The organism is Vibrio sp. 10N.261.55.A7, from assembly GCF_002877365.1.
Classification (GTDB): domain Bacteria; phylum Pseudomonadota; class Gammaproteobacteria; order Enterobacterales; family Vibrionaceae; genus Vibrio.
The window spans coordinates 1-23,470 of the sequence record NZ_MCWZ01000030.1; the positions used below are offsets into that span (position 1 = coordinate 1).

A 23,470-nucleotide genomic window follows, 5' to 3' on the forward strand; every position below is an offset into this window, starting at 1 on the left:
GCATTATAGACAGACTCGGTGAGAGCGCAAGGGTTTTATGAAAGTTTTCTTCAATTAATGTGTCACTCGATTAAAAACCGAACAAAAGCGTCGAAATAGACTGTTTTATCTACATAGCTTTAAACTTTTCAGCAAATAAAGAGACTTTTTCCCAGTTGGTATACTCAACTTCTTTTGTGGTGTCTGTCTCACCACCAGTTATCTTCATGATGAATCGTATCATTACTCTATCAAACCACTTATAGCGTGGATAATAGAGAGCACCAGCAAAAACACCAATGAGCTCTGGGCTCCAAGGTGACTTTTTAAGGAAGGTTTTTATGTATGCACTTCCCTCTGGCGTATCTTTTCCTTGGTCTTCTTTACGTGCAGTCAGATTAACGCAGAAAAAAGCAACTTTACTGTCTTCTAGTTGCTTCTGATTTTGCTCTATAAATTGGTAAAGCTTTTTATTCAAATGACCATAGCGAATTGATGCCCCAATGAGGACCCGTTCATATTGGGTTATATCGATCTCACCCAAATTGTGAATGTCTTTAACTTCGCAATCATCCGCCTTTAGTTCTTTCTGAATGTAGTGGATGATTTTCTTCGTTTGTCCATCTTGGCTTGAATATAAAAAAAGAGCTTTCATGTTTGTATCCTTAACTACGCCAAAATGTCGGAGTGAGTAATATGAGAAGAGTAAATATTTCTAATCGCCCAAATAGCATTGAAACAATAAGCACCCACTTGGCTTTATCGTTCACATCACCAAAGTGGACAGACACCTCGCCCAAACCAGGGCCAAGATTATTCAATGTGGCCGCAACAGCTGAGAACGCACTCAACTCATCCATACCCGTTGCAATCAAACACAGCATACAGACGACAAAGACTAATGCATAAGCTGAAAAGAATCCCCAAACCGCATCAACTACCCGTTGCGATAGCGCAGTGCCACCAACCTTAATGGTGTAAACCGCTCTTGGATGGACAAGACGCTTCATTTCACGAGCACCTTGCAGCGTCAAAAGCAGTATACGGATGACCTTCATGCCGCCACCCGTCGATCCTGCACAGCCACCAATAAATGAAGAGAATAATAATAGCACTGGTAAAAAAAGCGGCCACTCCGAGAAACCCGTGGTGGTAAAGCCCGCTGTCGTTGAAATAGATACTGTCTGGAACAGTGCTTGGTCAAATGCATCATAGATAGAATCGTAAGTATGATGATTGAGCAGGATAGAAAAACAGATGAGAAACAGCAGCGCTTGAATAAAGATAAACGCGCGAAACTCAGGGTCCTTCCAGTAATACTTAGGGTGAACACCACCAGAAGCAAAGGCAGCAAAGTGAAGTGAGTAGTTACATGCGGATATCAGTAGAAAGACTACTGTGATCATATTAATCGCATGGCTATCAAAGTAACCCATACTGGCATCATGAGTAGAAAACCCACCAATCGCAATCGTTGAAAAGCTGTGGCTTATGGCATCAAATGGCGTCATACCGGCAAACCAATAGGCGGTTGCACACGCGATCGTCAAGCTCAAATAGATGTACCACAACGCTTTCGCTGTTTCGGCGATTCTGGGTGTCATCTTGCTGTCTTTTACTGGCCCTGGTATTTCTGCTCGATATAACTGCATACCACCGATGCCGAGGACTGGCAAAATAGCCACGGCTAATACGATGATCCCCATCCCACCAAACCATTGCAGTATCTGTCGATAGAAGAGAATCGCTTTGGGCAGGTCATCTAGCCCGACTATCACGGTTGCACCAGTAGTAGTCAGTGCGGAAAAAGATTCGAAGAAAGCGTCAGTAACAGAAATATTGGGGTTATCAGAGATCAGGAACGGAATCGCCCCTGCACTGCCAATTACCGTCCAGAAAAGAACAACAATTAGAAAGCCGTCTCTCGCCTTAAGTTCTTGTTTATGCCGACGGTTAGGAAACCAACAGAGTGTGCCGAAAAACAGCAACACAAAGAAAGTGGTGACAAAAGGGACACCAGCACCATCTCGATACAATAGCGCCACCAACGCAGGGGCGAGCATAGAGACGCTAAATAGCGCAAGCAGTAATCCGACTATTCGGATAATCGATCGAAATTGCATGATTAGTTATAAATGAAGCTGGGCTTCTGACTTCCTGTTATCTTGATAACGCGGTGACCTTGGCTTTTGCACCGCTCTTATTAATGACATTTTGAGTAAAGTTACTTGCAACCCTTTGCTCTATTTCAATCATCAAGATGATATTGTCACTGTACTTAGCATCAAGCTCCACGGCTTGATATTGCGCGATCAACGCTTGGGCTATCGGCATGAATGCATAGTCTAACTCTAGCTGTAATTTTGTGGTTATTTTTTTCTCGATTGTTTGAAGCAGCTTTAATGCTTGTTGAACCCCACCACCATACGCCTTTACCAAACCACCCGTGCCCAGCTTAATTCCACCTGAATACCGAGTCACCACCGCCGACATTTCACCTATCCCTGAGCCCGAAAGCTGCGCTAGGATGGGCTTGCCTGCTGTACCCGAAGGCTCACCGTCATCACTAAAGCCCCATTTCATCGAGTCTTCAGCTCTACCCGCGACAAAACCCCAACAGTTATGTCGAGCACTAGCATGTTCCGCTTTTATTGAATCTATAAACGCTTTCGCAGCCTCTATACTTGGCGTATGAGCAAGGTGAGTGATAAAAACACTCTTCTTAATCTCTTCTTCATACATTACCGGGCTTTCAGGGATTAAATAGGGTTGATCATTCATAGACTTGATACAGATAAAAAGCGGATGGCCAGTGTATCACGAGCGGCTAAAAACTTGGCGATCTTCTGCATTATCACACAATGTTAAACACTTGTTTAAAAAATGTATTGAAAATATTCAAACTTGAGTACACACTAAAATAACTGGTCTAACCAGAATTAAAATTAGGCAATAACCAATAAAATAAAACTCTCACACACAATCTAGAATTGTATGTCACGGAGATAGACAATGATTTACCAAGCCAACACCCTACAGGTAAAGAAACACGACAATGGAATCGCGGAGCTGAGCTTTTGTGCTCCAAAATCCGTCAACAAATTAGATTTAGCAACACTGGAGTCCCTCAGTGAGGCGCTTGATGCACTCAAAAAACAAACCGACATCAAAGGATTAGTACTCTCTTCAGACAAAGATACCTTTATCGTCGGTGCTGATATCACAGAATTTCTAGGTCTATTCGCAAAAAGCGATGAAGAGCTCGACCAGTGGCTACGCTTTGCCAATGACATCTTTAGTAAATTGGAAGATCTTCCCTTCCCAACACTCTCCGCACTAAGAGGCCACACCCTTGGTGGCGGATGTGAGTGTGTACTTGCTACCGACTTCCGTATTGGTGATAAAACCACCAGCATAGGTCTACCAGAAACTAAACTCGGTATCATGCCAGGCTTTGGTGGCTGTGTTCGACTTCCACGTGTGGTTGGCGCTGATAGCGCAATGGAAATCATCACCCAAGGTAAAGCATGCCGCGCGGATGAAGCTCTGAAGCTTGGCCTGCTTGATGCGATTGTTGAAAAAGACCAATTAATTGAGTCAGCCTTTAATACTGTGTTACTTGCAGCAAATGAAGAGCTTGATTGGCAGCAACGCCGCAGACAAAAAACATCAGCGCTTTCACTAAGCAAGCTCGAAGCGATGATGAGCTTTACCATGGCGAAAGGCTTAGTTGCTCAAAAAGCAGGGCCTCACTACCCAGCTCCGATTACTTCTGTGATTGCTATCGAAGAAGCAGCACGTAGCGATCGCGATGCAGCATTGGATATAGAGCGTAAACACTTCGTTAAGCTAGCGAAATCTGAAGAAGCAAAAGCTCTTGTTGGCTTATTCCTTAATGACCAATACATCAAAGGATTAGCAAAGCAAGCTGGCAAGTCTGCAAACAAAGCAACTGAACGTGCTGCTGTACTTGGTGCAGGCATCATGGGCGGCGGTATTGCTTACCAATCAGCATTGAAGGGCGTGCCAGTGATGATGAAAGACATCGCGCAAGCATCGCTTGATCTTGGTATGAACGAAGCGTCTAAGCTGTTGAATAAACGCTTATCACGCGGTCGTCTAGATGGATTCAAGATGGCAGGTATTCTGTCTTCTATTACTCCAAGCTTGCATTACGCAGGTGTAGAACAGTCTGATGTGATTGTGGAAGCCGTTGTAGAAAACCCGAAAGTAAAAGCAGCCGTACTGAGTGAAGTAGAAGGCTTAGTGGGTGAAGAGACGGTTCTAACCTCAAACACCTCAACGATTCCTATCAACCTGTTAGCGAAATCTTTGAAGCGTCCAGAAAACTTCTGTGGCATGCACTTCTTTAACCCAGTGCACCGCATGCCTTTGGTTGAGATCATCCGAGGCGAACACACTTCAGAAGAAACGATTAATCGCGTAGTCGCTTACGCTGCGAAGATGGGTAAATCCCCTATCGTTGTAAATGATTGCCCAGGCTTCTTCGTTAACCGTGTACTTTTCCCTTACTTTGGCGGTTTCAGCATGTTGCTACGCGACGGTGCTGATTTCACTAAGATCGATAAAGTCATGGAGCGTAAATTCGGTTGGCCAATGGGTCCTGCTTACCTACTAGACGTTGTAGGCCTAGACACTGCACACCACGCACAAGCTGTAATGGCGCAAGGCTTCCCAGAGCGTATGGGCAAAGAAGGCCGTGATGCGATTGACGCACTTTATGTTGCTGAAAAATACGGCCAGAAGAATGGCAGCGGCTTCTACACATACAGCGTAGACAAACGCGGTCGCCCGAAGAAAATCTTCTCTGAAGACATTCTTCCTATCTTGGCTGACGTATGCCAACAGACACAAGACTTTGATGACCAGACCATTATCCAACGTGTGATGATTCCTATGATCAACGAAGTGGTGCTTTGTTTAGAAGAAGGCATCATCGCGACACCGCAAGAAGCGGATATGGCACTGGTTTACGGTTTAGGCTTCCCTCCATTCAGAGGCGGCGTATTCCGCTACTTAGACAGTGTGGGCATTGGTAACTTCGTTGAAATGGCGAAAGGCTACCAAGACTTAGGTGCAATGTACCAAGTTCCTCAACTATTGCTTGATATGGCAGCGAAGGGCGAAAGCTTTTACGACAGCCAACAAGCCAGTTCTCTGTAACCCACATTTGGAAAAGGAATAGCAAAATGAATAATGTAGTTGTTGTTGATTGCCTTCGCACCCCAATGGGACGTTCCAAAGGTGGAGCTTTCCGTCACACTCGTGCTGAAGATCTATCAGCACATTTGATGAAAGGCATTTTAGAGCGTAACCCTGAAGTAAACCCTGTCGAAATTGAAGACATTTACTGGGGTTGTGTACAACAAACATTAGAGCAAGGCTTCAACGTCGCACGTAACGCTGCTCTACTGGCTGGCTTACCGATTGAGATTGGTGCAGTCACTGTTAACCGTTTATGTGGTTCATCTATGCAAGCTCTGCATGATGCAACCCGCTCAATCATGGTTGGTGATGCTGAAATCTGCCTGATCGGTGGTGTGGAACACATGGGTCACGTACCAATGACACACGGCGTTGATTTCCACCCAGGCATGTCAAAGAACGTAGCAAAAGCAGCAGGAATGATGGGCCTAACGGCTGAGATGCTTGGTAAAATGCACGGTATTAGCCGTGAAGATCAAGACGCATTCGCAGCACGCTCACACGCTAGAGCACAAGCTGCAACAGTAGAAGGTCGTTTCAAGAACGAAATCCTACCAACAGAAGCTCACGCAGCAGACGGTTCACTATTCACTCTGGACTACGACGAAGTCATTCGCCCAGAAACCACGGTTGAAGGCCTATCTCAGCTGCGCCCGGTATTTGACCCAGCAAACGGCACGGTAACAGCAGGTACGTCATCAGCACTGTCTGATGGTGCTTCTGCAATGCTGATCATGAGTGAAGATAAAGCCAACGCGCTTGGCCTTAAGATTCGAGCTCGCGTGAAGTCTATGGCTATCGCAGGCTGCGATCCTTCAATCATGGGTTACGGCCCAGTACCAGCTACGCAAAAAGCACTGAAACGTGCAGGCTTAACGATTGAAGACATGGGTGTGATTGAACTGAACGAAGCGTTCGCAGCTCAATCTCTTCCATGTGCAAAAGATCTAGGTCTATTGGATGTCGTTGACGAGAAAGTAAACCTTAACGGCGGCGCCATTGCTCTTGGTCACCCGCTAGGCTGTTCTGGGTCTCGTATCTCGACAACCCTAATCAACCTGATGGAAGCACAAGACGTGAAATACGGCTTAGCGACCATGTGTATTGGCTTAGGCCAAGGTATTGCGACGGTATTTGAACGCCCTTAGTTAATTGTTCATTCGTTAATCGCTCAAAATGCCAGTGACCTTCCCACTGGCATTTTTCTTTTCAGTACGATCTGGCTCTAAATTTATGCCTCTACCCTTTATTTATCACGGCAGACAAAAAGGCGATTAAGCTTGTAACCAATCTCGATGCAGCTTGTCACTGGTTCCCAGATAATCCACCATCCATTTTATCAATCGATGGTTATCATCCTTTCGCCAAACTAAACAACATTGGCTTTTAGGCCTATCTTCTTCCAATGTTTTTTCCACCAACAACCCTTCCTGAATAAGAGGCTGTGCAATATGCCGAGGCATATAACCAACACCGACGCTATTCTTTAGACACTCTATCGCACTGTACCAATTGGGTAACAACAAGCGCCTCTGCTGCGGATAGTGAACGGTATGTCGTTTGGGTAGAACGCTTGAAGTGTCGTCTAAACAAATCGCGGGGAATTGGCTAACAAACTCTTCTGTAAGTTGCTGCTCTCTAACGCATGGGTGACTTGGTGACATAACAAATGCCCAGTCCAGTATGCCCATATCTTTTACCTCAAATTCTCCACCAACGGGGACAGCGGACGTCGCGCCAATGACAATATCAGCCCTGCCTTGAGATATAGCCTCCCATGAACCGTTAAACACCTCCATATTGATCTGCAGCTCTGCAAACTCAAACTGAGTATAAAACGCTTCAATAAGTGGCTTCATTTGGTCGAGCCGCACTACATTATCCAATGTCAGTTTAAGCGTCTTTTGCCAGCCATGGGCCGCTCTTTTCGTTTGAAGCTTTAACTCCTCCATCTGACGCAGCATAACCCGAGCCTCGCCCACAAATATTTCCCCTGCTTGAGTAAGCTCGACTTTCCTAGGTAGACGCTTGAATAACAGTACATCAAGTTCTTGCTCAATCTGCCTAACACCATAGCTGATCGCCGACGGAACCTTATGAAGCACCTCGGCCGCGGCGGTAAAGCTGCCAAGACGAGCCACAATATCGATCATTTCCAGAGAAGATTTAGAGAACATACCTATCCATCAAAATATTTGATTCATAACACACAATTTTAGCGTTTTATTTTCATTAAAGCTAAAAATAGAATAGCCAAAAATCAAGTAAACCTTGAAAAAACGATAGCTGATGAAATTCCACTCATTAGCGACTTCAATTAATTTTTTTGAACGGAATAAACATGAAGATATCCAAACTTCAGCTTTTCTATCTTGCTGCACTCTCAATGTTGGGTTTTATTGCCACTGATATGTATCTGCCAGCATTTAAACTAATGGAAACCGACTTTTCGGCGGGGCCAGAACAAATCGCGCTCTCGTTGACCATATTCTTAGCAGGTATGGCCTTAGGTCAACTTCTATGGGGAGTCGCGAGTGACAAATATGGGCATAGAACCACGCTTGCCGCTGGACTTGCTTTATTCACACTTGCTTCACTCGGTTTGGCGTTTAGTGATCAAGTTTGGCAACTTCTCACCCTACGCTTTGTGCAAGCATTTGGTGTGTGTGCGCCTGCCGTAATATGGCAAGCGATGGTGATTAAGCAATATCCGGAGAAAGCCAGCCAACAGATATTCGCGACCATCATGCCTCTTGTTGCTTTATCCCCTGCATTGGCTCCTCAACTTGGCGTATTGCTTGCTGATAACTGGGGGTGGAGCAGCATTTTCTTTGCGCTTACGTTAATGGGCGGGATCTTAGTTCTGGCAACGCTTAATCAACCCAATACGGCTATAGAACCGAAACAATCTTCAATGTCGACGGACATTAAAGCGCTATTGAGCTCGAAAAAGTATCTAGGCAATGTCTTGATGTTTGCTACGGCATCAGCAGCGTTCTTTGCCTATCTAACCGGGATGCCAGAAATCATGTCTCAGTTGGGTTACTCAACAAAAGATATTGGACTGAGTTTCGTCCCGCAAACCATCGCGTTCATGGTGGGTGGTTACGTTGGCAAGGTTGGCGTAAAGAAATACGGTGAAGAGAGAGTGCTCAAGCATCTCATTGGACTGTTTAGCGTTGCAGCCATGCTGGTCTTTGTCGCTTCTCAATGGCAACTCGCGACCATTTGGCCGGTACTATTGCCATTTTGTTTTATCGCGGTAGCCAATGGTGCTCTATACCCGATAGTGGTTAGCAGAGCCCTATCAAGCGCTAAACAAAGCCCGGCAACAGCAGCAGGATTGCAAAATAGCATTCAAATAAGTGTCAGCAGCGCAGCGAGTGCATTAGTGGCTTCACAAGCAAGCCAAGCACAAAGTGTTGCAGGGGTTGCTATCTTTATCTGCATGCTAGGACTCTGGATTGGATACATAGTATCGAATAAGCAACTTTCAAAGCACTTTCGAGCGCCAGATAACGCGAGAGTCGCAAGAGAAGAATAGAAACAATGCGCCGCCTGATTTAGGCGGCGCAGAACTTTCTGAATGAATTAAGGATCAAAACTTTACAGACCTGTTAACCCCCACTTTTCAGCCGTTTGCTTGAAGAAACCTTGAGTTTTCTTAAGCTCAACCCAGTGATTGATATAGTTAATCCAAACTTGATCATTCTGTGGAAGTAACATCGCAATAGGTGTTGGCTTACGCGGTTCTTTTACCGGCACAATCGCGAGTTGTTGAAACTTATCAACCAGTGTTGCCGCCTCTACATTTGAGGTCACCGACACATCTGCTCGTCTCGCTAATAATTCTTGAAAATCTCTGGCTGGCGCTTCAATCACGACGTGTTGTGCTGATGGGAAAAAGTCTTTCACCATTTTTTCTTGCACTGTCCCCAATGTTGCAGCCACTTTAACATCAGCATTGTCAAAATCAGACCAATCAGAGAACTTTTCTAGATCCTTTTTTTGAACCACAGGAACAAAGGCGAGATAAAAGTACGGTTGGCTATAACCCGCCACTTTTGCGCGTGACATATTCAGAGACGCACTTCCTGTTATATCGTATTTTCCAGCAGTAATACCATTAACAAGGGTTTTCCAATCAGTCGGTACATACTTTACTTCCACACCAAGATCTTTTGCTAGCTCAGTGGTGACATCAATATCGAAGCCTCTGTAGCTGTTAGTGGCTGGATCTTTCATGGTCATTGGATTCCAATCACCCGTTGTTCCTACTTTAAGAACGCCATTGTTTAATATTTCTTGTAAACGGCTGGTTTCTGCAGCAAACGTATTTATGGAGAGTAAACACGCTGCCAACATCAATATGTACTTCTTCATTCTCATTATCCCTAAATTAATTCACGTTTGATCCTAGTTCATTGATAACATAGCAGTAACAGAAGGATTTATTGAGTCATTATGGAGAATAGTGTGAACTTTCGTACTCTAACCCTGTTATTGATAACTTTGCTACTCACTGGCTGCTCTGACTACCAATGGGGATGGTATATCCTTGATCCAACAACGACACAGGGCCAAACGAATCTCAAATTTTTAATGGCAGGTTTCTATGACACTATTTCAGTATCATTGTTAAGTATGTTTTTTGCGATGCTAATAGGATTAGTTGTCGCCCTTCCCGCACTGTCTAAAAATAGGGCCTTAAGAGCCCTCAACCGAACTTATGTAGAGATCATTCGTTCAATTCCGGTTTTAGTCTTACTTCTGTGGGTCTACTACGGAATGCCAACTCTGCTTGATGTATCACTCGACTACTTTTGGGCGGGGGTTATCGCTTTGACGATAGCGGAAAGCGCGTTCATGGCGGAAGTCTTTCGTGGTGGTATTCTATCAATCAGTAAAGGTCAACACGAAGCGGCAGAAGCGCTTGGGCTGAACTATTGGCGTAAGATGCGGTTTGTTATCTTCCCACAAGCCTTTCGTCTAATTCTCCCGCCTTTAGGTAACCAGTTTGTTTATATTCTAAAAATGTCATCGCTAGTTAGTGTTATTGGTTTAAGTGATCTCACCAGGCGAGCTAACGAGTTGGTGGTTAATGAGTACTTACCTTTAGAGATCTATACCTTTTTGGTTCTAGAGTATTTAGTGCTTATTCTTTGTGTTTCTCAAGCAGTACGATGGCTTGAACGTCGTATCGCAATTCCACAAAATTAAATAAGTTCCTATAAAAAAGGGTTGGCACTAGGCCAACCCTTTCACTAATGACTATTCAGCTATTTAGTCTTCTTTGTTGGGCGCTGCCAATTGGAGAACTTTCGCTCTTTCGCACGAGAGATAACAAGTTCACCCGGCTCAACGTCTTTTGTCAAAGTCGTACCTGCGCCAACAGTTGCTCCATTCGCGATCGTAACAGGCGCGATTATCTGGCAATCAGAGCCGACAAACACGTCATCACCAATCGTGGTTTTAAACTTGTTTGCACCGTCATAGTTGCAAGTGATGACACCCGCACCAACATTGACTCGTTGACCGATTTCTGCATCACCTAGGTAAGTGAGGTGGTTTGCTTTCGAACCCTCTCCTATTGACGTGTTTTTCACTTCAACGAAATTTCCTACGTGGGCATCATTCTTAAGTTCAGCACCAGGACGAAGGCGAGTAAATGGACCAACTGTACACTCTTCACCAACCGTTGCACCCTCAATCACACTGTATGGACGAATAATGGTGTTATCGTCAATCTCACAGTCTTTAAGCACGCAACCTGTGCCGATGACAACGTTATCGCCAATCGAAACATTGCCTTCAATGATAACGTTAGTATCAATCTCTACATCCATACCACATTGAAGCTCACCACGAAGATCAAAACGAGATGGATCACGTAGCATGACTCCTTGCTCTAACAGTTTTTGGGCCTGCATTGATTGATAGGCACGCTCTAGACGAGCTAATTGAGAGCGATCATTAACGCCTTCAACTTCAATTGGGTTGATCGGATGAACGGCTTCAACCGCCCGCCCTTCACTGTGCGCAGCAGCAATAACATCCGTTAAGTAGTATTCACCTTGCGCATTTTGATTGTTCAGCCCTGACAACCAGCGCTTCAGATCACCACCGGTTGCGACCATCACACCAGTGTTAATCTCTTTAATCAGTTTTTGCTCATCCGTAGCGTCTTTCTGTTCAACGATGGCGATAACCGGACCATTTCGACGAACAATACGGCCATAGCCCATTGGGTTATCGAGAACTACGGTTAATAAAGCGATACCACCGTTAGGTTGCGCTTCTAACAAACTCTCAACAGTCTCTTCTGAAATAAGAGGAACATCACCGTAAAGAACCAGTACTTTTTCGTCGTCATCGAATTTTGGAGAGGCCTGATCCACAGCATGGCCAGTACCCAACTGGTCTGCTTGAAGCACCCAGTTAACCGACTCTTCTTTTAACGCGGTTTGCATCTGCTCTCCGCCGTGGCCATACACCAAATGAATATTTTGAGCGCCTAGACCGCTACAAGTATCAATGACATGCTTAACCATTGGCTTACCTGCCAATGTATGTAAAACCTTAGGCATCTTTGAATACATGCGGGTTCCCTTACCCGCTGCAAGAATCACTGCGCTAAACTTCATTTCCTAACCTACTGAGTATTTATATTTAAGCGTTTATTTTAGCTATTAATCATCCATTAGTTAAATGGCTATGTCAGCTTTCTAACAGATAAAAACAAAAAAGGCAGCGATTAGGCTGCCTTTTATACTAAACGAAGCTAACAATTAGCGACGTCTGTTCACCAGTTCAATGACTTTCAACTGAGCAATAGCTTTCGCCAGCTCTGCTGATGCCTTAGCAAAGTCAACATCACCAGAAGGATGGTTGACTAGCTCTTCAGCTCGAGCTTTCGCTTCTTCTGCCTTGGCAAGATCAAGATCTTCACCACGTACAGCAGTATCTGCGAGGATAGTTACATCATGGGCCTGTACTTCTAAAATACCGCCAGATAGGTAAATAATTTCTTCTTCACCTTTCTTAGACACAATGCGAACCATACCAGGACGAATGGTTGTTAATAACGGAGTATGTCCCGCTAGAACACCCAAATCACCTTTCTCACCTGAAACTTGAATACTGCGAGCTTGACCCGAATAAATTCGCTGTTCTGCACTCACAACATCCAAATGGAAGCTTACTGATGTTGTCACTGTCATAACGCCTCCTGTAAGACTCTATTAAAGCTTCTTCGCGTTCTCTAGCGCATCGTCAATCGTACCGCAGTACATGAACGCTTGCTCTGGAATATCATCGTATTCGCCAGCTAGAAGACCTTTGAAGCCACGTAGTGTCTCGCTTAGAGGTACGTATACACCAGGGTCGCCAGTAAAGACTTCTGCAACGTGGTAAGGCTGAGTTAGGAAACGCTCAATCTTACGAGCACGAGATACAACTTGCTTATCTTCTTCAGAAAGCTCGTCCATACCTAGGATCGCGATGATGTCTTTTAACTCTTTATAACGCTGTAGAGTCTGCTGAACATTTTGTGCAATGTCGTAGTGCTCTTGACCAACAACCAGTGGGTCAAGTTGACGTGAAGATGAATCTAACGGGTCAATCGCAGGGTATAGGCCCATGGCAGCGATATTACGGTTAAGTACAACTGTCGCATCTAAGTGAGCAAACGTTGTTGCAGGAGACGGGTCAGTCAAGTCATCCGCTGGTACGTATACTGCTTGTACAGACGTAATAGAACCTGATTTCGTTGACGTGATACGTTCTTGTAGAACACCCATTTCTTCAGCAAGTGTTGGCTGGTAACCTACTGCAGATGGCATACGACCTAATAGAGCCGAAACCTCTGTACCTGCAAGTGTGTAACGGTAAATGTTATCAATGAACAGAAGTACATCACGACCTTCGTCACGGAAACGTTCTGCCATTGTTAGACCAGTCAGGGCAACACGTAGACGGTTTCCTGGTGGCTCGTTCATTTGACCGTAAACCATTGCTACTTTCGATTCTTCAGGGTTTTCGATGTTTACAACACCGGCTTCCTGCATCTCAAAGTAGAAATCGTTACCTTCACGAGTACGCTCACCAACACCAGCGAATACTGACAGACCTGAGTGCTGCAGTGCGATGTTGTTGATAAGTTCCATCATGTTAACGGTCTTACCTACACCAGCACCACCGAATAGACCGATTTTACCACCCTTAGCGAATGGACAAATTAGGTCGATTACCTTAACGCCTGTTTCTAGAAGCTCTGTCGCGTTTGACAATTCTTCATAGCTAGGTGCACTGCGGTGGATAGAGTAATTCTCTTCCGCACCGATTTCACCACACTCATCAATCGCGTCACCAAGAACGTTCATGATTCGACCTAGGGTCTTAGTACCAACTGGCACTGAGATTGGAGCGCCAGTATTTTCTACTGTTACGCCACGACGTAAACCATCAGAGCTACCCATTACGATTGCGCGAATTACGCCACCGCCAAGTTGTTGCTGAACTTCAAGAACAAGACGCTCTTTTGAGTCAGTTACATTCAGAGCATCGTAAACGTTTGGAACTTCGCTCTGTGGGAACTCTACGTCGACTACTGCTCCGATGATCTGTACGATCTTACCTGTAGCCATCGTTAATCCTCTAAATTTGTTTTACCTAAATTAAACTGCTGCTGCACCTGATACGATTTCAGATAGCTCTTGTGTAATCGCCGTTTGACGGGCTTTGTTGTACACAAGCTCTAGTTCTTCGATCAAATCGCCAGCGTTGTCGGATGCTGCTTTCATAGCAATCATACGAGCAGCCATTTCACATGCTAAGTTTTCTACTACACCTTGATATACTTGAGACTCAATGTAACGAGCCATCAATGTGTTCAGTAGAACTTTCTGATCAGATTCAAACATATAGCTCCACGCGTGTTTGAACTGGTCTTCATCAGCAAATGCTTTAGGCAAAGGTATCAATTGATCAATTTTTGGTTGTTGGGTCATTGAGTTAACAAACTCATTGAACACCAAGTACAAGCGGTCAATCTCACCGTCTTGATACTTTTGCAACATGACGTTGATAGAGCCGACAATGTCATCAAGAGTAGGAGAATCTCCTAAACCTGACGTTTGTGCGACAATATTTGCGCCAATGCTATTGAAGTAAGACGTTGCTTTTGAACCTATTACCGCCAGTTCAACATCAACACCTTTCTCAGACCAATCATTCATTTCTGCAACGGATTGCTTGAACATGTTGATGTTCAAGCCGCCACATAAACCGCGATCAGATGAGATAACAATATACCCAACACGTTTAGCCTCACGTTCCAGTAGATATGGATGTTTATATTCCAATGTACCGTGGGCTACATGACCAATGACCTTACGTATAATTTCAGCATACGGGCGTGGGCCTTCCATTGCGTCTTGCGTACGACGCATTTTAGAAGCGGCAACCATTTCCATAGCTTTAGTGATTTTCTGAGTGCTTTTAACACTACCAATCTTACTACGAATTTCTTTTGAATTGGCCATCGTTACTCTCCGTCAATTACAAAACTAGGTTGTAATTACCAAGTTTGGGTTGCTTTGAAGTCATCAGCTAACTTTTTAAGTTGAGCTTCGATTTCTTCGTTGTAAGCACCCGTCTTGTTAATCTCAGCAACTAATTCAGAATACTGAGCGTGAGCGTACGATAGTAAAGCAGCTTCAAAATCTAGAATCTTGTTCAGCTCAACATCTTCTAGGTACCCGCGCTCTGCAGAGTAAATAGATAGAGCTTGATCAAATACAGACATAGGAGCGTACTGTTTCTGCTTCATCAATTCAGTTACTTTCTGACCGTGGTCTAGCTGCTTCTTCGTTGCTTCATCAAGATCTGATGAGAACTGAGCAAATGCCGCAAGTTCGCGGTATTGTGCTAGTGCGGTACGGATACCACCAGAAAGCTTTTTAATGATTTTCGTTTGTGCAGAACCACCAACACGAGATACCGAAATACCTGGGTCAACAGCTGGACGAACACCAGCGTTAAATAGCTCTGATTGTAGGAAAATCTGACCATCAGTAATCGATATTACGTTAGTCGGTACGAATGCAGATACGTCACCCGCTTGCGTTTCGATGATAGGAAGAGCGGTTAAAGAACCCGTCTTGCCTTTAACTTCACCGTTAGTGAATTTTTCTACATAAGCTTCGCTTACACGAGATGCACGCTCTAGAAGACGAGAGTGGAGGTAGAAAACATCACCAGGGAATGCTTCACGACCTGGTGGACGCTTAAGCAGTAGTGAGATCTGTCGATACGCAACAGCTTGCTTAGATAGATCATCGTATACGATCAAAGCATCTTCGCCGCGGTCACGGAAGTATTCACCCATTGCACAACCAGCGTATGGTGCTAGGTATTGCAGTGCAGCTGATTCAGAAGCCGCAGCAACAACTACAATAGTATTTGCAAGTGCGCCATGCTCTTCAAGCTTACGTACTACGTTAGCGATAGTTGAGGCTTTTTGGCCAATCGCTACGTAAACAGAGTAAATACCAGAATCTTTCTGGTTAATGATTGCATCGATCGCCATTGCTGTTTTACCAGTCTGACGGTCACCGATAACTAGCTCACGCTGGCCACGGCCGATTGGAATCATCGCATCTACTGATTTGTAACCAGTTTGAACTGGTTGATCAACAGACTTACGATCGATTACACCAGGTGCAATCACTTCGATAGGTGAAGAAAGCTTAGAATCGATAGGACCTTTGCCATCGATAGGCTCACCCAGTGTATTTACTACACGGCCAAGCAGTTCTGGACCTACAGGTACCTCAAGGATACGGCCGGTGCCAGTCACTTTCATGCCTTCTTTCAGGCTAGTATACGGACCCATTACAACAGCACCAACCGAATCACGGTTCAGGTTAAGTGCTAGTGCGAAAAGGCCGCCTGGAAGTTCAATCATTTCACCTTGCATCACGTCTTCAAGACCATGAATGCTAAGAATACCATCGCTTACAGATACGATAGTACCTTCGTTACGAGCTTCAGAAACAACATCGAATTTCTCAATACGCTGTCTGATTAGCTCGCTAATTTCCGTGGAATTAAGTTGCATTGCTCCAATTCCCCTAAGTTATGACTTAATAACGTCTTTAAGACGATTAATACGACTAACGAGTGAGTTATCTAGCACAGTATCACCAGATCTAATCACCGCACCACCTATCAAGCTAATGTCAACTAAGCAGTTAACTTTCACACTGCAATCGAAGTGTTTTTCAAGCGACTTAACTAGCTCAGCTAGTTGTGCTTCACTCAATTCAAATGAAGTCGTTACTGTTACTTCTTTCACATTTAACGATTCAGCTGAAAGCAGTTGAAATTGTTGATAGATATCACTTAACGCTGATGTACGACGATTCTCGATAATAACCTTTAAGAAGTTCTGTAAAGGCTCATCAAAGTACTCTCCCGCTACATCGAAATACAATTGCATCAATTGTTCAGGCTGTAGGCGTAACGCTGCTTTCTCTAGCTCTGGAGCCAGAGAAAGAGTTCGAGCAAGTTCTAGCATACTTGACCATTGGTCAACCGTACCATTATCACTTGCGTAGCCGAACGCAGCCTTAGCGTAAGGACGAGCAATAGTTGTCAAACCAGACATACTGACGCCCTCCCTTATAGCTTCGCAGAAATACTATCAAGTATGTCTTGATGAGCAGCTGGATCGATCGAACGTTCGATGATTTTCTCCGCACCAAGAATAGCTAGAGAAGCAACGTCTTTTTGTAGTTCGTTACGAGTACGTAGAGTTTCAGCTTCCAATTCCGCTTTTCCTTGAGCAAGTATATGGTCACGCTCTGATGTCGCCTCTTGACGAGCCTCATCTAGGATCTGAGCTTTGCGTTTATTTGCTGACTCAATAATCCCAAGCGCTTCCTGCTTAGCTTCCTTTAACTGATCTGCTGCGTTGTGCTGTGCTAGCTGTAATGCTTTATCAGCACGCTCAGCAGACTCTAAACCTTCAGAGATTTTCTTCTGGCGCTCTTCAATTGCTGCGATCAATGGTGGCCACACGTACTTCATGCAGAACCAAACGAAAAGCGTAAACGCGATTGCTTGACCTAGCAGAGTTGCATTGATATTCACAATGACCCTCCTTTATTCTTTTAATGTCTCGCTAATGCGAAACGACGTAGAGTAAATAAGAAAAAGGGATTCTTACAATGCGAACAGCATGTACATAGAGATACCAACACCGATCATTGGAACAGCATCTAGTAGACCTGCAAGAATGAACATATTTGTTTGTAGCACTGGAGCCATTTCTGGTTGACGAGCAACAGACTCAAGGAACTTACCACCTAGAATAGCGAAGCCGAAGCCAGTCGCGATTGCACACATACCTAGTAGTAAAGCTACAACGAAATAAATTTCCATAATAATCTCCGAAATGAAATATTGAGATAGGCTATAACCTATCAATTATAAATAAGTAAATTTTTATTAGTGTGAATCGTTACTTGCCATGCTGAGGTAAACAATTGTCAGCATCGTAAAGATAAAGGCCTGTAGCACGATAACCAATATGTGGAAAATAGCCCAAATAATATGTGCAATAACACCAAGTCCACCTAAAACAGCACCTGCTGTGTAAGTAACCGCAATCAGGATGAAGATAAGTTCACCTGAATACATGTTTCCGTACAAACGAAGTGATAGTGAAACTGGTTTTGCAAATAATGAGACTGTTTCCAGGACCAAGTTAAAAGGTATTAACGCTTTATTATTAATCGGGTGCAGCGTAAATTCCTTCACAAATCCCTTGAAGCCCTTGTACTTAATCATGTAAACCACGGTAAGTATAAGAACGCCTATTGCCATTGCGAGAGTTGTGTTCAAGTCGACCGTAGGGACTACCTTGAAGTATTCAAATCCAGCTAAGTGCATTAGTTGAGGGATAAAGTCGACCGGGATCAAATCCATTGTATTCATTAGTAGAATCCAACAGAAAAGAGTTAATGCTAATGGTGCGACTAACTTATCACGTCCATAAAAAGCACCTTTTACAATCTCATCGACTTGTTCAACGACCATTTCGACGAAGCATTGTAATTTTCCTGGGGTGCCTGTGGTTGCGTTTTTTCCAACCCGATAGAACAACCACAAAAATAGCGAACCCAATATTGCTGAGACCAACAAAGTGTCCCAGTGTAGAGTCCAGAATCCAGCTTCTGCACAACCATAGTTCGTGGCAATGCTGCCATCGACAACACAAACTTTGGCGTTAGTGAGGTGGTGCTGAATATATTCCTGCGGAGTATCAGCCATGGTTAATCCCATTTTTTGAAAAAAATAAAATAGGGGCAAACCAAAACATAAGTATCGTCAGTTTATAACCTGTAAAGAAAGCTCCTGGACGTAGAAACTCAGTTACAGAAAAAACCAAAACAAACAAAATGATGGTTACCACCAGTTTTAGCGCCCATCCGATAAAAATAAAGCCAAGTAGTACAGAACCATCGGCATCAGCTTTAGGAATGAACGCAAACAGAGCATATATGTAGTTACCAAGAACCGCGATCATGCCGCCTTTAAGAATAAAGCGAGCAGCCTCGTCTCCACACTGCACATATGTCAAGCCTCCGACAATAATGACAAACAAAAGCTGCAAATGGACTACTTTAAAAGCTACTTTCCCTTTTTCGCTTAGATTTGAGATGAACATCAAAAGCACCTGTTTTCGTGTTGTTATTGATCGAGGACATAGAAAAATCCCTCTTTCAATAAAAAAAGCTTCAAAAGTATATAGAGACAGGAGCAAAAAACAATAGTTCCGCCCCTATCTAGCCTAACTTGAATTCTATTCTGTGAGCTAGAATGTGCTCTGACTAGACGTTAATAAATGTAAGATTTTGTGTAACTGGTCTTGGCTATCAAAATCAATCTGAACCTTACCTTTACCTGATTTACTCAATGCGACGTCAACCTTAGAGTCGAAGTGTTGAGACAAGCTATCTAGCTGTGCTAGCGCGTCACTCGACAAGCGAATTTCAGGGGTTTCAGGCTTACTTACTTCTTTGCTTTGTAATTTCTTAACCAACGCCTCTGTTTGACGAACGGTGAGTTGCTTTTTAGCGACTTCCGCTGCCACATTAGACTGGTTTTCATGTTCAAGTACCAACAACGCTCGAGCATGCCCCATTTCAAGCTGCTTCGTCGCGACCAATTGTTTCACATCAACATTCAGTTGATTCAACCGCAATAAATTACTCACCGTGGTACGCGACTTACCAATCACATCAGCCACTTGTTGGTGGGTAAGCACAAATTCATCTTGGAGCTTCTCTAACGCTTCCGCTTCTTCGATCACATTAAGATCTTCGCGCTGAATATTCTCGATCAACGCCATCGCGATCGCTGCACGATCTTGTACATTTTTATTTAGACATGGAACGCGTTTTAAGCCCGCCTGACGCGCCGCTCTCCAGCGTCTTTCACCCGCGATAATCTCGTAATGGTCGTTATCTAAAGGACGTACAACAATCGGTTGAATAATACCTTGAGATTGGATAGATGCCGCAAGCTCTTCTAAAGCATCAGGCGCCATGTCTTTACGTGGCTGATACACACCCGGTTTTAATTGATTGATATTCAGTTCAACAAGCTCACCATCGGCCGATAGGGCTTGGCTATGAGAAGCAACATGCTGTTTTTCTCGCGCTAATGAACTGGTTGCTAATAATGCATCCAGCCCTTTTCCTAAACCACGTTTAGACATAACAGCGGGTTCCTTTTAGAAATATGATTATGCTGGGACTTCATCTCGACGAAGCATCTCTCCAGCGAGCGCCAAATAGGCTTTTGCTCCAGCTGAATACTTGTCGTAATACATTGCAGGCTTACCATGGCTTGGGGCTTCTGCTAATCGAACATTTCTAGGGATAACGGTTCGATAAACTTTATTGCCAAAGTGTTTTTTCAATTGGTCTGACACTTCATTTGAAAGACGGTTCCGTGGGTCATACATTGTTCGCAATAACCCCTCTATCTTCAAATTCTCATTCACCACAGCTGCTAGCTTGCTAATCGTGTCCATCAACGCGGTTAATCCTTCCAGTGCAAAGTATTCACATTGCATTGGAACTAAAACAGAATCTGCTGCTGCCATGGCATTGATTGTAAGTAGGTTCAGCGATGGAGGACAATCGATAAAGATGAAATCATAGTTATCACGAACAGAAGCAAGCGCATTTTTTAATCGAACTTCGCGAGCAAACACTTCCATGAGCTTAATTTCAGCGGCTGTGACATCACCATTCGCTGCGATCAAATCGTAATGACCCGACGTTTTCTTGCAGACCACTTCATCAAATGGGACATCTTCAACAAGCAACTCGTAGGCAGTAGCGTCGACTTGATATTTATCGACACCGCTAGCCATAGTGGCATTCCCTTGAGGGTCTAGGTCTACAACCAATACTTTACGTTTGGTCGCCGCCATTGATGCCGCTAAATTAATACACGTTGTTGTTTTACCCACGCCACCTTTCTGGTTGGCAATTGCTACAATTCTTCCCACGGGCTGCCTCGCTGTTATCCCTTACGGGATAAGATTACAAGATGACGTTCACCTTCTAATTCAGGAACGTTCAAAGGTTTGACGCAGTTCACAGAACACCATTCTGGTAGTTGCTCCACTTCATCTTTCTGCAATTGCCCCTTAAGTGCTAGGAAAACTCCAGAATCAGACTTCGGCAAATGATGACACCATTCGACCATATCAGACATTGAAGCAAATGCACGACTAAGAACACCATCAAATTTATCTTCAGGCTGGAACTCTTCTACTCGACTTTGAATAGCGGTCACATTTTTGATGCCTAGCTCATGCAAAACCTGCTTAATAAACCGAATGCGTTTACCCAAACTGTCCAATAAAAAGAACTCTTTTTCTGGATTCATGATCGCTAGAGGAATGCCAGGAAGGCCTGGGCCAGTTCCTACATCGATAAAACGTTCGCCTTGTAAGTGCTCACTCACAACGATGCTATCAAGGATATGCTTAACTATCATTTCAGAAGGATGACGAACTGAGGTTAAGTTGTACGCTTTGTTCCACTTGTTCAACATCTCAACATAGCCAACCAACTTGTCGGCTTTGTCAGACGAAACATCAAGGCTTGTTTGACTTACGAGTAAATCAAGTTGTTGTCTTAAATCATTCATTACGATTCAGTGCCTTTCTTAAGGAGACCCTTTTTCTTCAGGAATACCAATAATATTGAGATGGCTGCCGGCGTGACACCAGAGATACGAGACGCGATACCGACCGTTTCTGGTTTGGTTGTGGAAAGCTTCAACATCACTTCGTTTGAAAGTCCCTTCACACCGCTATAATCAAAATCTGCAGGAATAAGGGTATTTTCATGGCGCAAAGATTTTTCAATCTCATCTTGCTGACGTTGAATATACCCTTCGTATTTCACTTGAATTTCAACCTGCTCGGCAGATTGATGATCATCCAAAGCCGGAGCAAAATTCTCCAGTGACGTCAGCTGTGTATACGTGATCTCAGGTCGACGCAAGAGATCTTCACCACTGGCCTCTCGAGAGATCGGGCTTTTCAGCATTGCATTAAGATCGTCGACACCGTCTGACTTAGGATTGATCCATTGATCTTTTAGGCGTTGTCGTTCTTTCTCGATCGTTTCTACTTTTTGATTGAATCGAGACCAACGCTCATCGTCAACCAAACCAAACTCTCGAGCTTGTTCTGTCAATCGCAAATCGGCGTTATCTTCTCGCAGTAACAAGCGATATTCGGCGCGAGAAGTAAACATGCGGTAGGGTTCTTTTGTGCCCATGGTCGAGAGATCATCAATCAACACGCCCATGTAAGCTTGGTCACGACGTGGGCTCCAACCGTCTTTGCCTTGGCTGTATAAACTAGCGTTCAAACCCGCCATTAAACCTTGAGCCGCCGCTTCTTCATAACCCGTCGTACCATTGATTTGGCCAGCAAAGAATAACCCATTAATAAACTTGTTTTCGTAAGTTTGCTTAAGGTCTCTTGGATCAAAGAAATCATATTCAATGGCGTAACCAGGGCGCACGATATGAGCATTCTCAAACCCTTTCATTGAGCGAACTATGTCAATCTGAACATCAAACGGTAAGCTCGTTGAGATACCATTTGGATACAATTCATTGGTTGTTAATCCTTCCGGTTCAATAAAGATCTGATGACTTTCTTTGTCGGCAAATCGCATGACTTTATCTTCAATCGAAGGGCAGTAGCGGGGGCCAATACCTTCAATAACACCGGCATACATAGGGCTGCGGTCTAGGTTTTTACGAATCACATCGTGCGTCTGCGCATTGGTATGCGTTATGTAACACGGAATTTGTGTTGGGTGCTGATTTCTATTGCCCATAAACGAAAAAACGGGGGTTGGGTTATCACCGTGCTGAACTTCTAGTTCAGAAAAATCGACACTTCTTGCATCAATACGAGGTGGTGTCCCCGTTTTTAGACGATCCACGCGAAGAGGGAGCTCTCGTAAACGATTCGCCAATGAGATCGACGGAGGATCACCCGCGCGTCCCCCAGAGAAGTTTTCCATTCCTATGTGGAGTTTTCCACCCAAGAAGGTGCCAACGGTTAATACGACCGATTGAGCGCGAAACTTTAATCCCATCTGTGTCACGACACCAGTGACGTGATCATTTTCGACAATAAGATCATCTACAGACTGTTGAAACAGCGTGAGGTTCGGTGTGTTCTCAAGCGCGTTGCGTACAAACGATTTGTAGAGCGCGCGATCAGCTTGAGCACGAGTTGCACGCACAGCTGGACCTTTTGAGGCATTCAAGGTTCTAAATTGAATACCGGCATGATCAATAGCTTTGGCCATTAATCCACCCATAGCATCGACTTCTTTGACTAAGTGTCCTTTGCCAATCCCACCAATGGCTGGGTTGCAAGACATAGCGCCTAAGGTATCAATGTTATGTGTTAGCAACAGTGTGTTTTGGCCAGTGCGAGCAGCAGCAAGCGCCGCTTCTGTACCAGCATGACCACCACCAACAACGATGACATCGAATTTTTCGTGATAAAGCATGTGTAGACCTTAAGTAATCGTACGAAATTATGGATAGATAAAAGAGCGACATTCTACCTTTTTTCAGGAGTTGATAAAACGAAATTATGCGTTTTTAAAAATTCATAGATCTCTTTATATATATAGGATCTATAGAG

General features: G+C 44.2%; 23 protein-coding genes. 4 read left to right on the top strand and 19 right to left on the bottom strand.

Features of this window, described 5'->3' with window-relative positions; genetic code table 11:
- Positions 1-109: 109 nt before the first annotated feature.
- The 3 genes from hemG to BCU12_RS03455 are packed head-to-tail and all read right to left on the bottom strand — an operon-like array spanning position 110 to position 2,760.
- Positions 110-634: a menaquinone-dependent protoporphyrinogen IX dehydrogenase gene (gene hemG / locus BCU12_RS03445; protein WP_102402993.1), complete on the bottom strand. Its 525-nt coding sequence runs from the start codon at positions 632-634 to the stop codon at positions 110-112.
- Positions 635-644: 10 nt separating this feature from the next.
- Positions 645-2,102: a TrkH family potassium uptake protein gene (locus BCU12_RS03450; RefSeq protein WP_102402994.1), complete on the bottom strand. Its 1,458-nt coding sequence runs from the start codon at positions 2,100-2,102 to the stop codon at positions 645-647.
- A gap of 37 nt (positions 2,103-2,139) precedes the next feature.
- Complete coding sequence (locus BCU12_RS03455; RefSeq protein ID WP_102402995.1) at positions 2,140-2,760, bottom strand: YigZ family protein; 621 nt, start codon at positions 2,758-2,760, stop codon at positions 2,140-2,142.
- 231 nt (positions 2,761-2,991) lie between these two features.
- Between BCU12_RS03455 and fadB the strand changes: the two genes are divergently transcribed.
- Positions 2,992-5,163 (top strand): fatty acid oxidation complex subunit alpha FadB, encoded by a 2,172-nt coding sequence (gene fadB, locus BCU12_RS03460; protein ID WP_102402996.1) that lies wholly within the window; start codon positions 2,992-2,994, stop codon positions 5,161-5,163.
- A gap of 26 nt (positions 5,164-5,189) precedes the next feature.
- Positions 5,190-6,353 (top strand): acetyl-CoA C-acyltransferase FadA, encoded by a 1,164-nt coding sequence (gene fadA, locus BCU12_RS03465; protein ID WP_102402997.1) that lies wholly within the window; start codon positions 5,190-5,192, stop codon positions 6,351-6,353.
- 126 nt (positions 6,354-6,479) lie between these two features.
- Here fadA and punR read toward each other — a convergent pair whose 3' ends face one another.
- Entirely contained in the window at positions 6,480-7,382 is a 903-nt protein-coding gene (gene punR / locus BCU12_RS03470) for a DNA-binding transcriptional activator PunR (protein ID WP_102402998.1), read from the bottom strand.
- Positions 7,383-7,546: 164 nt separating this feature from the next.
- Between punR and punC the strand changes: the two genes are divergently transcribed.
- A complete protein-coding gene (punC, locus tag BCU12_RS03475) occupies positions 7,547-8,749 on the top strand; it encodes a purine nucleoside transporter PunC (RefSeq protein WP_102402999.1) in 1,203 nt (400 codons plus the stop codon).
- 62 nt (positions 8,750-8,811) lie between these two features.
- Here punC and BCU12_RS03480 read toward each other — a convergent pair whose 3' ends face one another.
- Positions 8,812-9,588, bottom strand: coding sequence for a transporter substrate-binding domain-containing protein (locus BCU12_RS03480; RefSeq protein ID WP_102403000.1), 777 nt, complete (start codon positions 9,586-9,588; stop codon positions 8,812-8,814).
- Positions 9,589-9,681: 93 nt separating this feature from the next.
- Here BCU12_RS03480 and BCU12_RS03485 point away from each other — a divergent pair, with 93 nt between their 5' ends.
- Positions 9,682-10,425 carry an amino acid ABC transporter permease gene (locus tag BCU12_RS03485; RefSeq protein WP_102403014.1) on the top strand — a complete coding sequence of 248 codons (744 nt, stop codon included), beginning with the start codon at positions 9,682-9,684 and terminating at the stop codon, positions 10,423-10,425.
- A 59-nt stretch (positions 10,426-10,484) separates the two neighbouring features.
- On the opposite strand, the gene glmU is transcribed toward BCU12_RS03485, so the two are convergent.
- From glmU to mnmG, 14 genes are all read right to left on the bottom strand, one after another.
- Entirely contained in the window at positions 10,485-11,849 is a 1,365-nt protein-coding gene (glmU, locus tag BCU12_RS03490; protein WP_102403001.1) for a bifunctional UDP-N-acetylglucosamine diphosphorylase/glucosamine-1-phosphate N-acetyltransferase GlmU, read from the bottom strand.
- A gap of 144 nt (positions 11,850-11,993) precedes the next feature.
- Positions 11,994-12,425, bottom strand: coding sequence for a F0F1 ATP synthase subunit epsilon (locus tag BCU12_RS03495; protein ID WP_102403002.1), 432 nt, complete (start codon positions 12,423-12,425; stop codon positions 11,994-11,996).
- 21 nt (positions 12,426-12,446) lie between these two features.
- Complete coding sequence (gene atpD / locus BCU12_RS03500; protein ID WP_102403003.1) at positions 12,447-13,850, bottom strand: F0F1 ATP synthase subunit beta; 1,404 nt, start codon at positions 13,848-13,850, stop codon at positions 12,447-12,449.
- A 30-nt stretch (positions 13,851-13,880) separates the two neighbouring features.
- The gene (atpG, locus tag BCU12_RS03505) at positions 13,881-14,747 is read right to left on the bottom strand and encodes a F0F1 ATP synthase subunit gamma (protein ID WP_102403004.1); all 867 of its coding nucleotides are present in this window, start codon (positions 14,745-14,747) and stop codon (positions 13,881-13,883) included.
- A 35-nt stretch (positions 14,748-14,782) separates the two neighbouring features.
- Complete coding sequence (atpA, locus tag BCU12_RS03510) at positions 14,783-16,324, bottom strand: F0F1 ATP synthase subunit alpha (RefSeq protein WP_102403005.1); 1,542 nt, start codon at positions 16,322-16,324, stop codon at positions 14,783-14,785.
- Between the two features lie 18 nt (positions 16,325-16,342).
- Complete coding sequence (locus tag BCU12_RS03515; protein ID WP_102403006.1) at positions 16,343-16,873, bottom strand: F0F1 ATP synthase subunit delta; 531 nt, start codon at positions 16,871-16,873, stop codon at positions 16,343-16,345.
- A gap of 14 nt (positions 16,874-16,887) precedes the next feature.
- Positions 16,888-17,358 carry a F0F1 ATP synthase subunit B gene (gene atpF / locus BCU12_RS03520; RefSeq protein ID WP_102403007.1) on the bottom strand — a complete coding sequence of 157 codons (471 nt, stop codon included), beginning with the start codon at positions 17,356-17,358 and terminating at the stop codon, positions 16,888-16,890.
- A gap of 72 nt (positions 17,359-17,430) precedes the next feature.
- Entirely contained in the window at positions 17,431-17,649 is a 219-nt protein-coding gene (atpE, locus tag BCU12_RS03525) for a F0F1 ATP synthase subunit C (RefSeq protein ID WP_017034377.1), read from the bottom strand.
- 66 nt (positions 17,650-17,715) lie between these two features.
- The gene (gene atpB / locus BCU12_RS03530; protein ID WP_102403008.1) at positions 17,716-18,540 is read right to left on the bottom strand and encodes a F0F1 ATP synthase subunit A; all 825 of its coding nucleotides are present in this window, start codon (positions 18,538-18,540) and stop codon (positions 17,716-17,718) included.
- Entirely contained in the window at positions 18,533-18,937 is a 405-nt protein-coding gene (locus tag BCU12_RS03535; RefSeq protein WP_102403009.1) for an ATP synthase subunit I, read from the bottom strand. Before BCU12_RS03535 ends, atpB begins: the two co-directional genes overlap by 8 nt.
- A gap of 147 nt (positions 18,938-19,084) precedes the next feature.
- Positions 19,085-19,990 carry a ParB/RepB/Spo0J family partition protein gene (locus BCU12_RS03540; protein WP_102403010.1) on the bottom strand — a complete coding sequence of 302 codons (906 nt, stop codon included), beginning with the start codon at positions 19,988-19,990 and terminating at the stop codon, positions 19,085-19,087.
- 27 nt (positions 19,991-20,017) lie between these two features.
- Positions 20,018-20,791 carry a ParA family protein gene (locus tag BCU12_RS03545; RefSeq protein ID WP_102403011.1) on the bottom strand — a complete coding sequence of 258 codons (774 nt, stop codon included), beginning with the start codon at positions 20,789-20,791 and terminating at the stop codon, positions 20,018-20,020.
- A gap of 14 nt (positions 20,792-20,805) precedes the next feature.
- Positions 20,806-21,438, bottom strand: coding sequence for a 16S rRNA (guanine(527)-N(7))-methyltransferase RsmG (rsmG, locus tag BCU12_RS03550; protein ID WP_102403012.1), 633 nt, complete (start codon positions 21,436-21,438; stop codon positions 20,806-20,808).
- Complete coding sequence (mnmG, locus tag BCU12_RS03555) at positions 21,438-23,333, bottom strand: tRNA uridine-5-carboxymethylaminomethyl(34) synthesis enzyme MnmG (protein ID WP_102403013.1); 1,896 nt, start codon at positions 23,331-23,333, stop codon at positions 21,438-21,440. Before mnmG ends, rsmG begins: the two co-directional genes overlap by 1 nt.
- Between the last annotated feature and the right edge of the window lie 137 nt (positions 23,334-23,470).

Coding starts and splice junctions, on each gene's coding strand:
- atpD (WP_102403003.1), bottom strand. CDS start 13,850: ATGGCTACAGGTAAGATCGTACAGATCATCGGAGCAGTAGTCGACGTA.
- atpA (WP_102403005.1), bottom strand. CDS start 16,324: ATGCAACTTAATTCCACGGAAATTAGCGAGCTAATCAGACAGCGTATT.
- BCU12_RS03495 (WP_102403002.1), bottom strand. CDS start 12,425: ATGACAGTGACAACATCAGTAAGCTTCCATTTGGATGTTGTGAGTGCA.
- BCU12_RS03540 (WP_102403010.1), bottom strand. CDS start 19,990: ATGTCTAAACGTGGTTTAGGAAAAGGGCTGGATGCATTATTAGCAACC.
- atpG (WP_102403004.1), bottom strand. CDS start 14,747: ATGGCCAATTCAAAAGAAATTCGTAGTAAGATTGGTAGTGTTAAAAGC.
- BCU12_RS03455 (WP_102402995.1), bottom strand. CDS start 2,760: ATGAATGATCAACCCTATTTAATCCCTGAAAGCCCGGTAATGTATGAA.
- punC (WP_102402999.1), top strand. CDS start 7,547: ATGAAGATATCCAAACTTCAGCTTTTCTATCTTGCTGCACTCTCAATG.
- BCU12_RS03515 (WP_102403006.1), bottom strand. CDS start 16,873: ATGTCTGGTTTGACAACTATTGCTCGTCCTTACGCTAAGGCTGCGTTC.
- punR (WP_102402998.1), bottom strand. CDS start 7,382: ATGTTCTCTAAATCTTCTCTGGAAATGATCGATATTGTGGCTCGTCTT.
- glmU (WP_102403001.1), bottom strand. CDS start 11,849: ATGAAGTTTAGCGCAGTGATTCTTGCAGCGGGTAAGGGAACCCGCATG.
- BCU12_RS03480 (WP_102403000.1), bottom strand. CDS start 9,588: ATGAAGAAGTACATATTGATGTTGGCAGCGTGTTTACTCTCCATAAAT.
- fadA (WP_102402997.1), top strand. CDS start 5,190: ATGAATAATGTAGTTGTTGTTGATTGCCTTCGCACCCCAATGGGACGT.
- atpE (WP_017034377.1), bottom strand. CDS start 17,649: ATGGAAATTTATTTCGTTGTAGCTTTACTACTAGGTATGTGTGCAATC.
- fadB (WP_102402996.1), top strand. CDS start 2,992: ATGATTTACCAAGCCAACACCCTACAGGTAAAGAAACACGACAATGGA.
- mnmG (WP_102403013.1), bottom strand. CDS start 23,333: ATGCTTTATCACGAAAAATTCGATGTCATCGTTGTTGGTGGTGGTCAT.
- atpB (WP_102403008.1), bottom strand. CDS start 18,540: ATGGCTGATACTCCGCAGGAATATATTCAGCACCACCTCACTAACGCC.
- BCU12_RS03450 (WP_102402994.1), bottom strand. CDS start 2,102: ATGCAATTTCGATCGATTATCCGAATAGTCGGATTACTGCTTGCGCTA.
- BCU12_RS03535 (WP_102403009.1), bottom strand. CDS start 18,937: ATGTTCATCTCAAATCTAAGCGAAAAAGGGAAAGTAGCTTTTAAAGTA.
- rsmG (WP_102403012.1), bottom strand. CDS start 21,438: ATGAATGATTTAAGACAACAACTTGATTTACTCGTAAGTCAAACAAGC.
- hemG (WP_102402993.1), bottom strand. CDS start 634: ATGAAAGCTCTTTTTTTATATTCAAGCCAAGATGGACAAACGAAGAAA.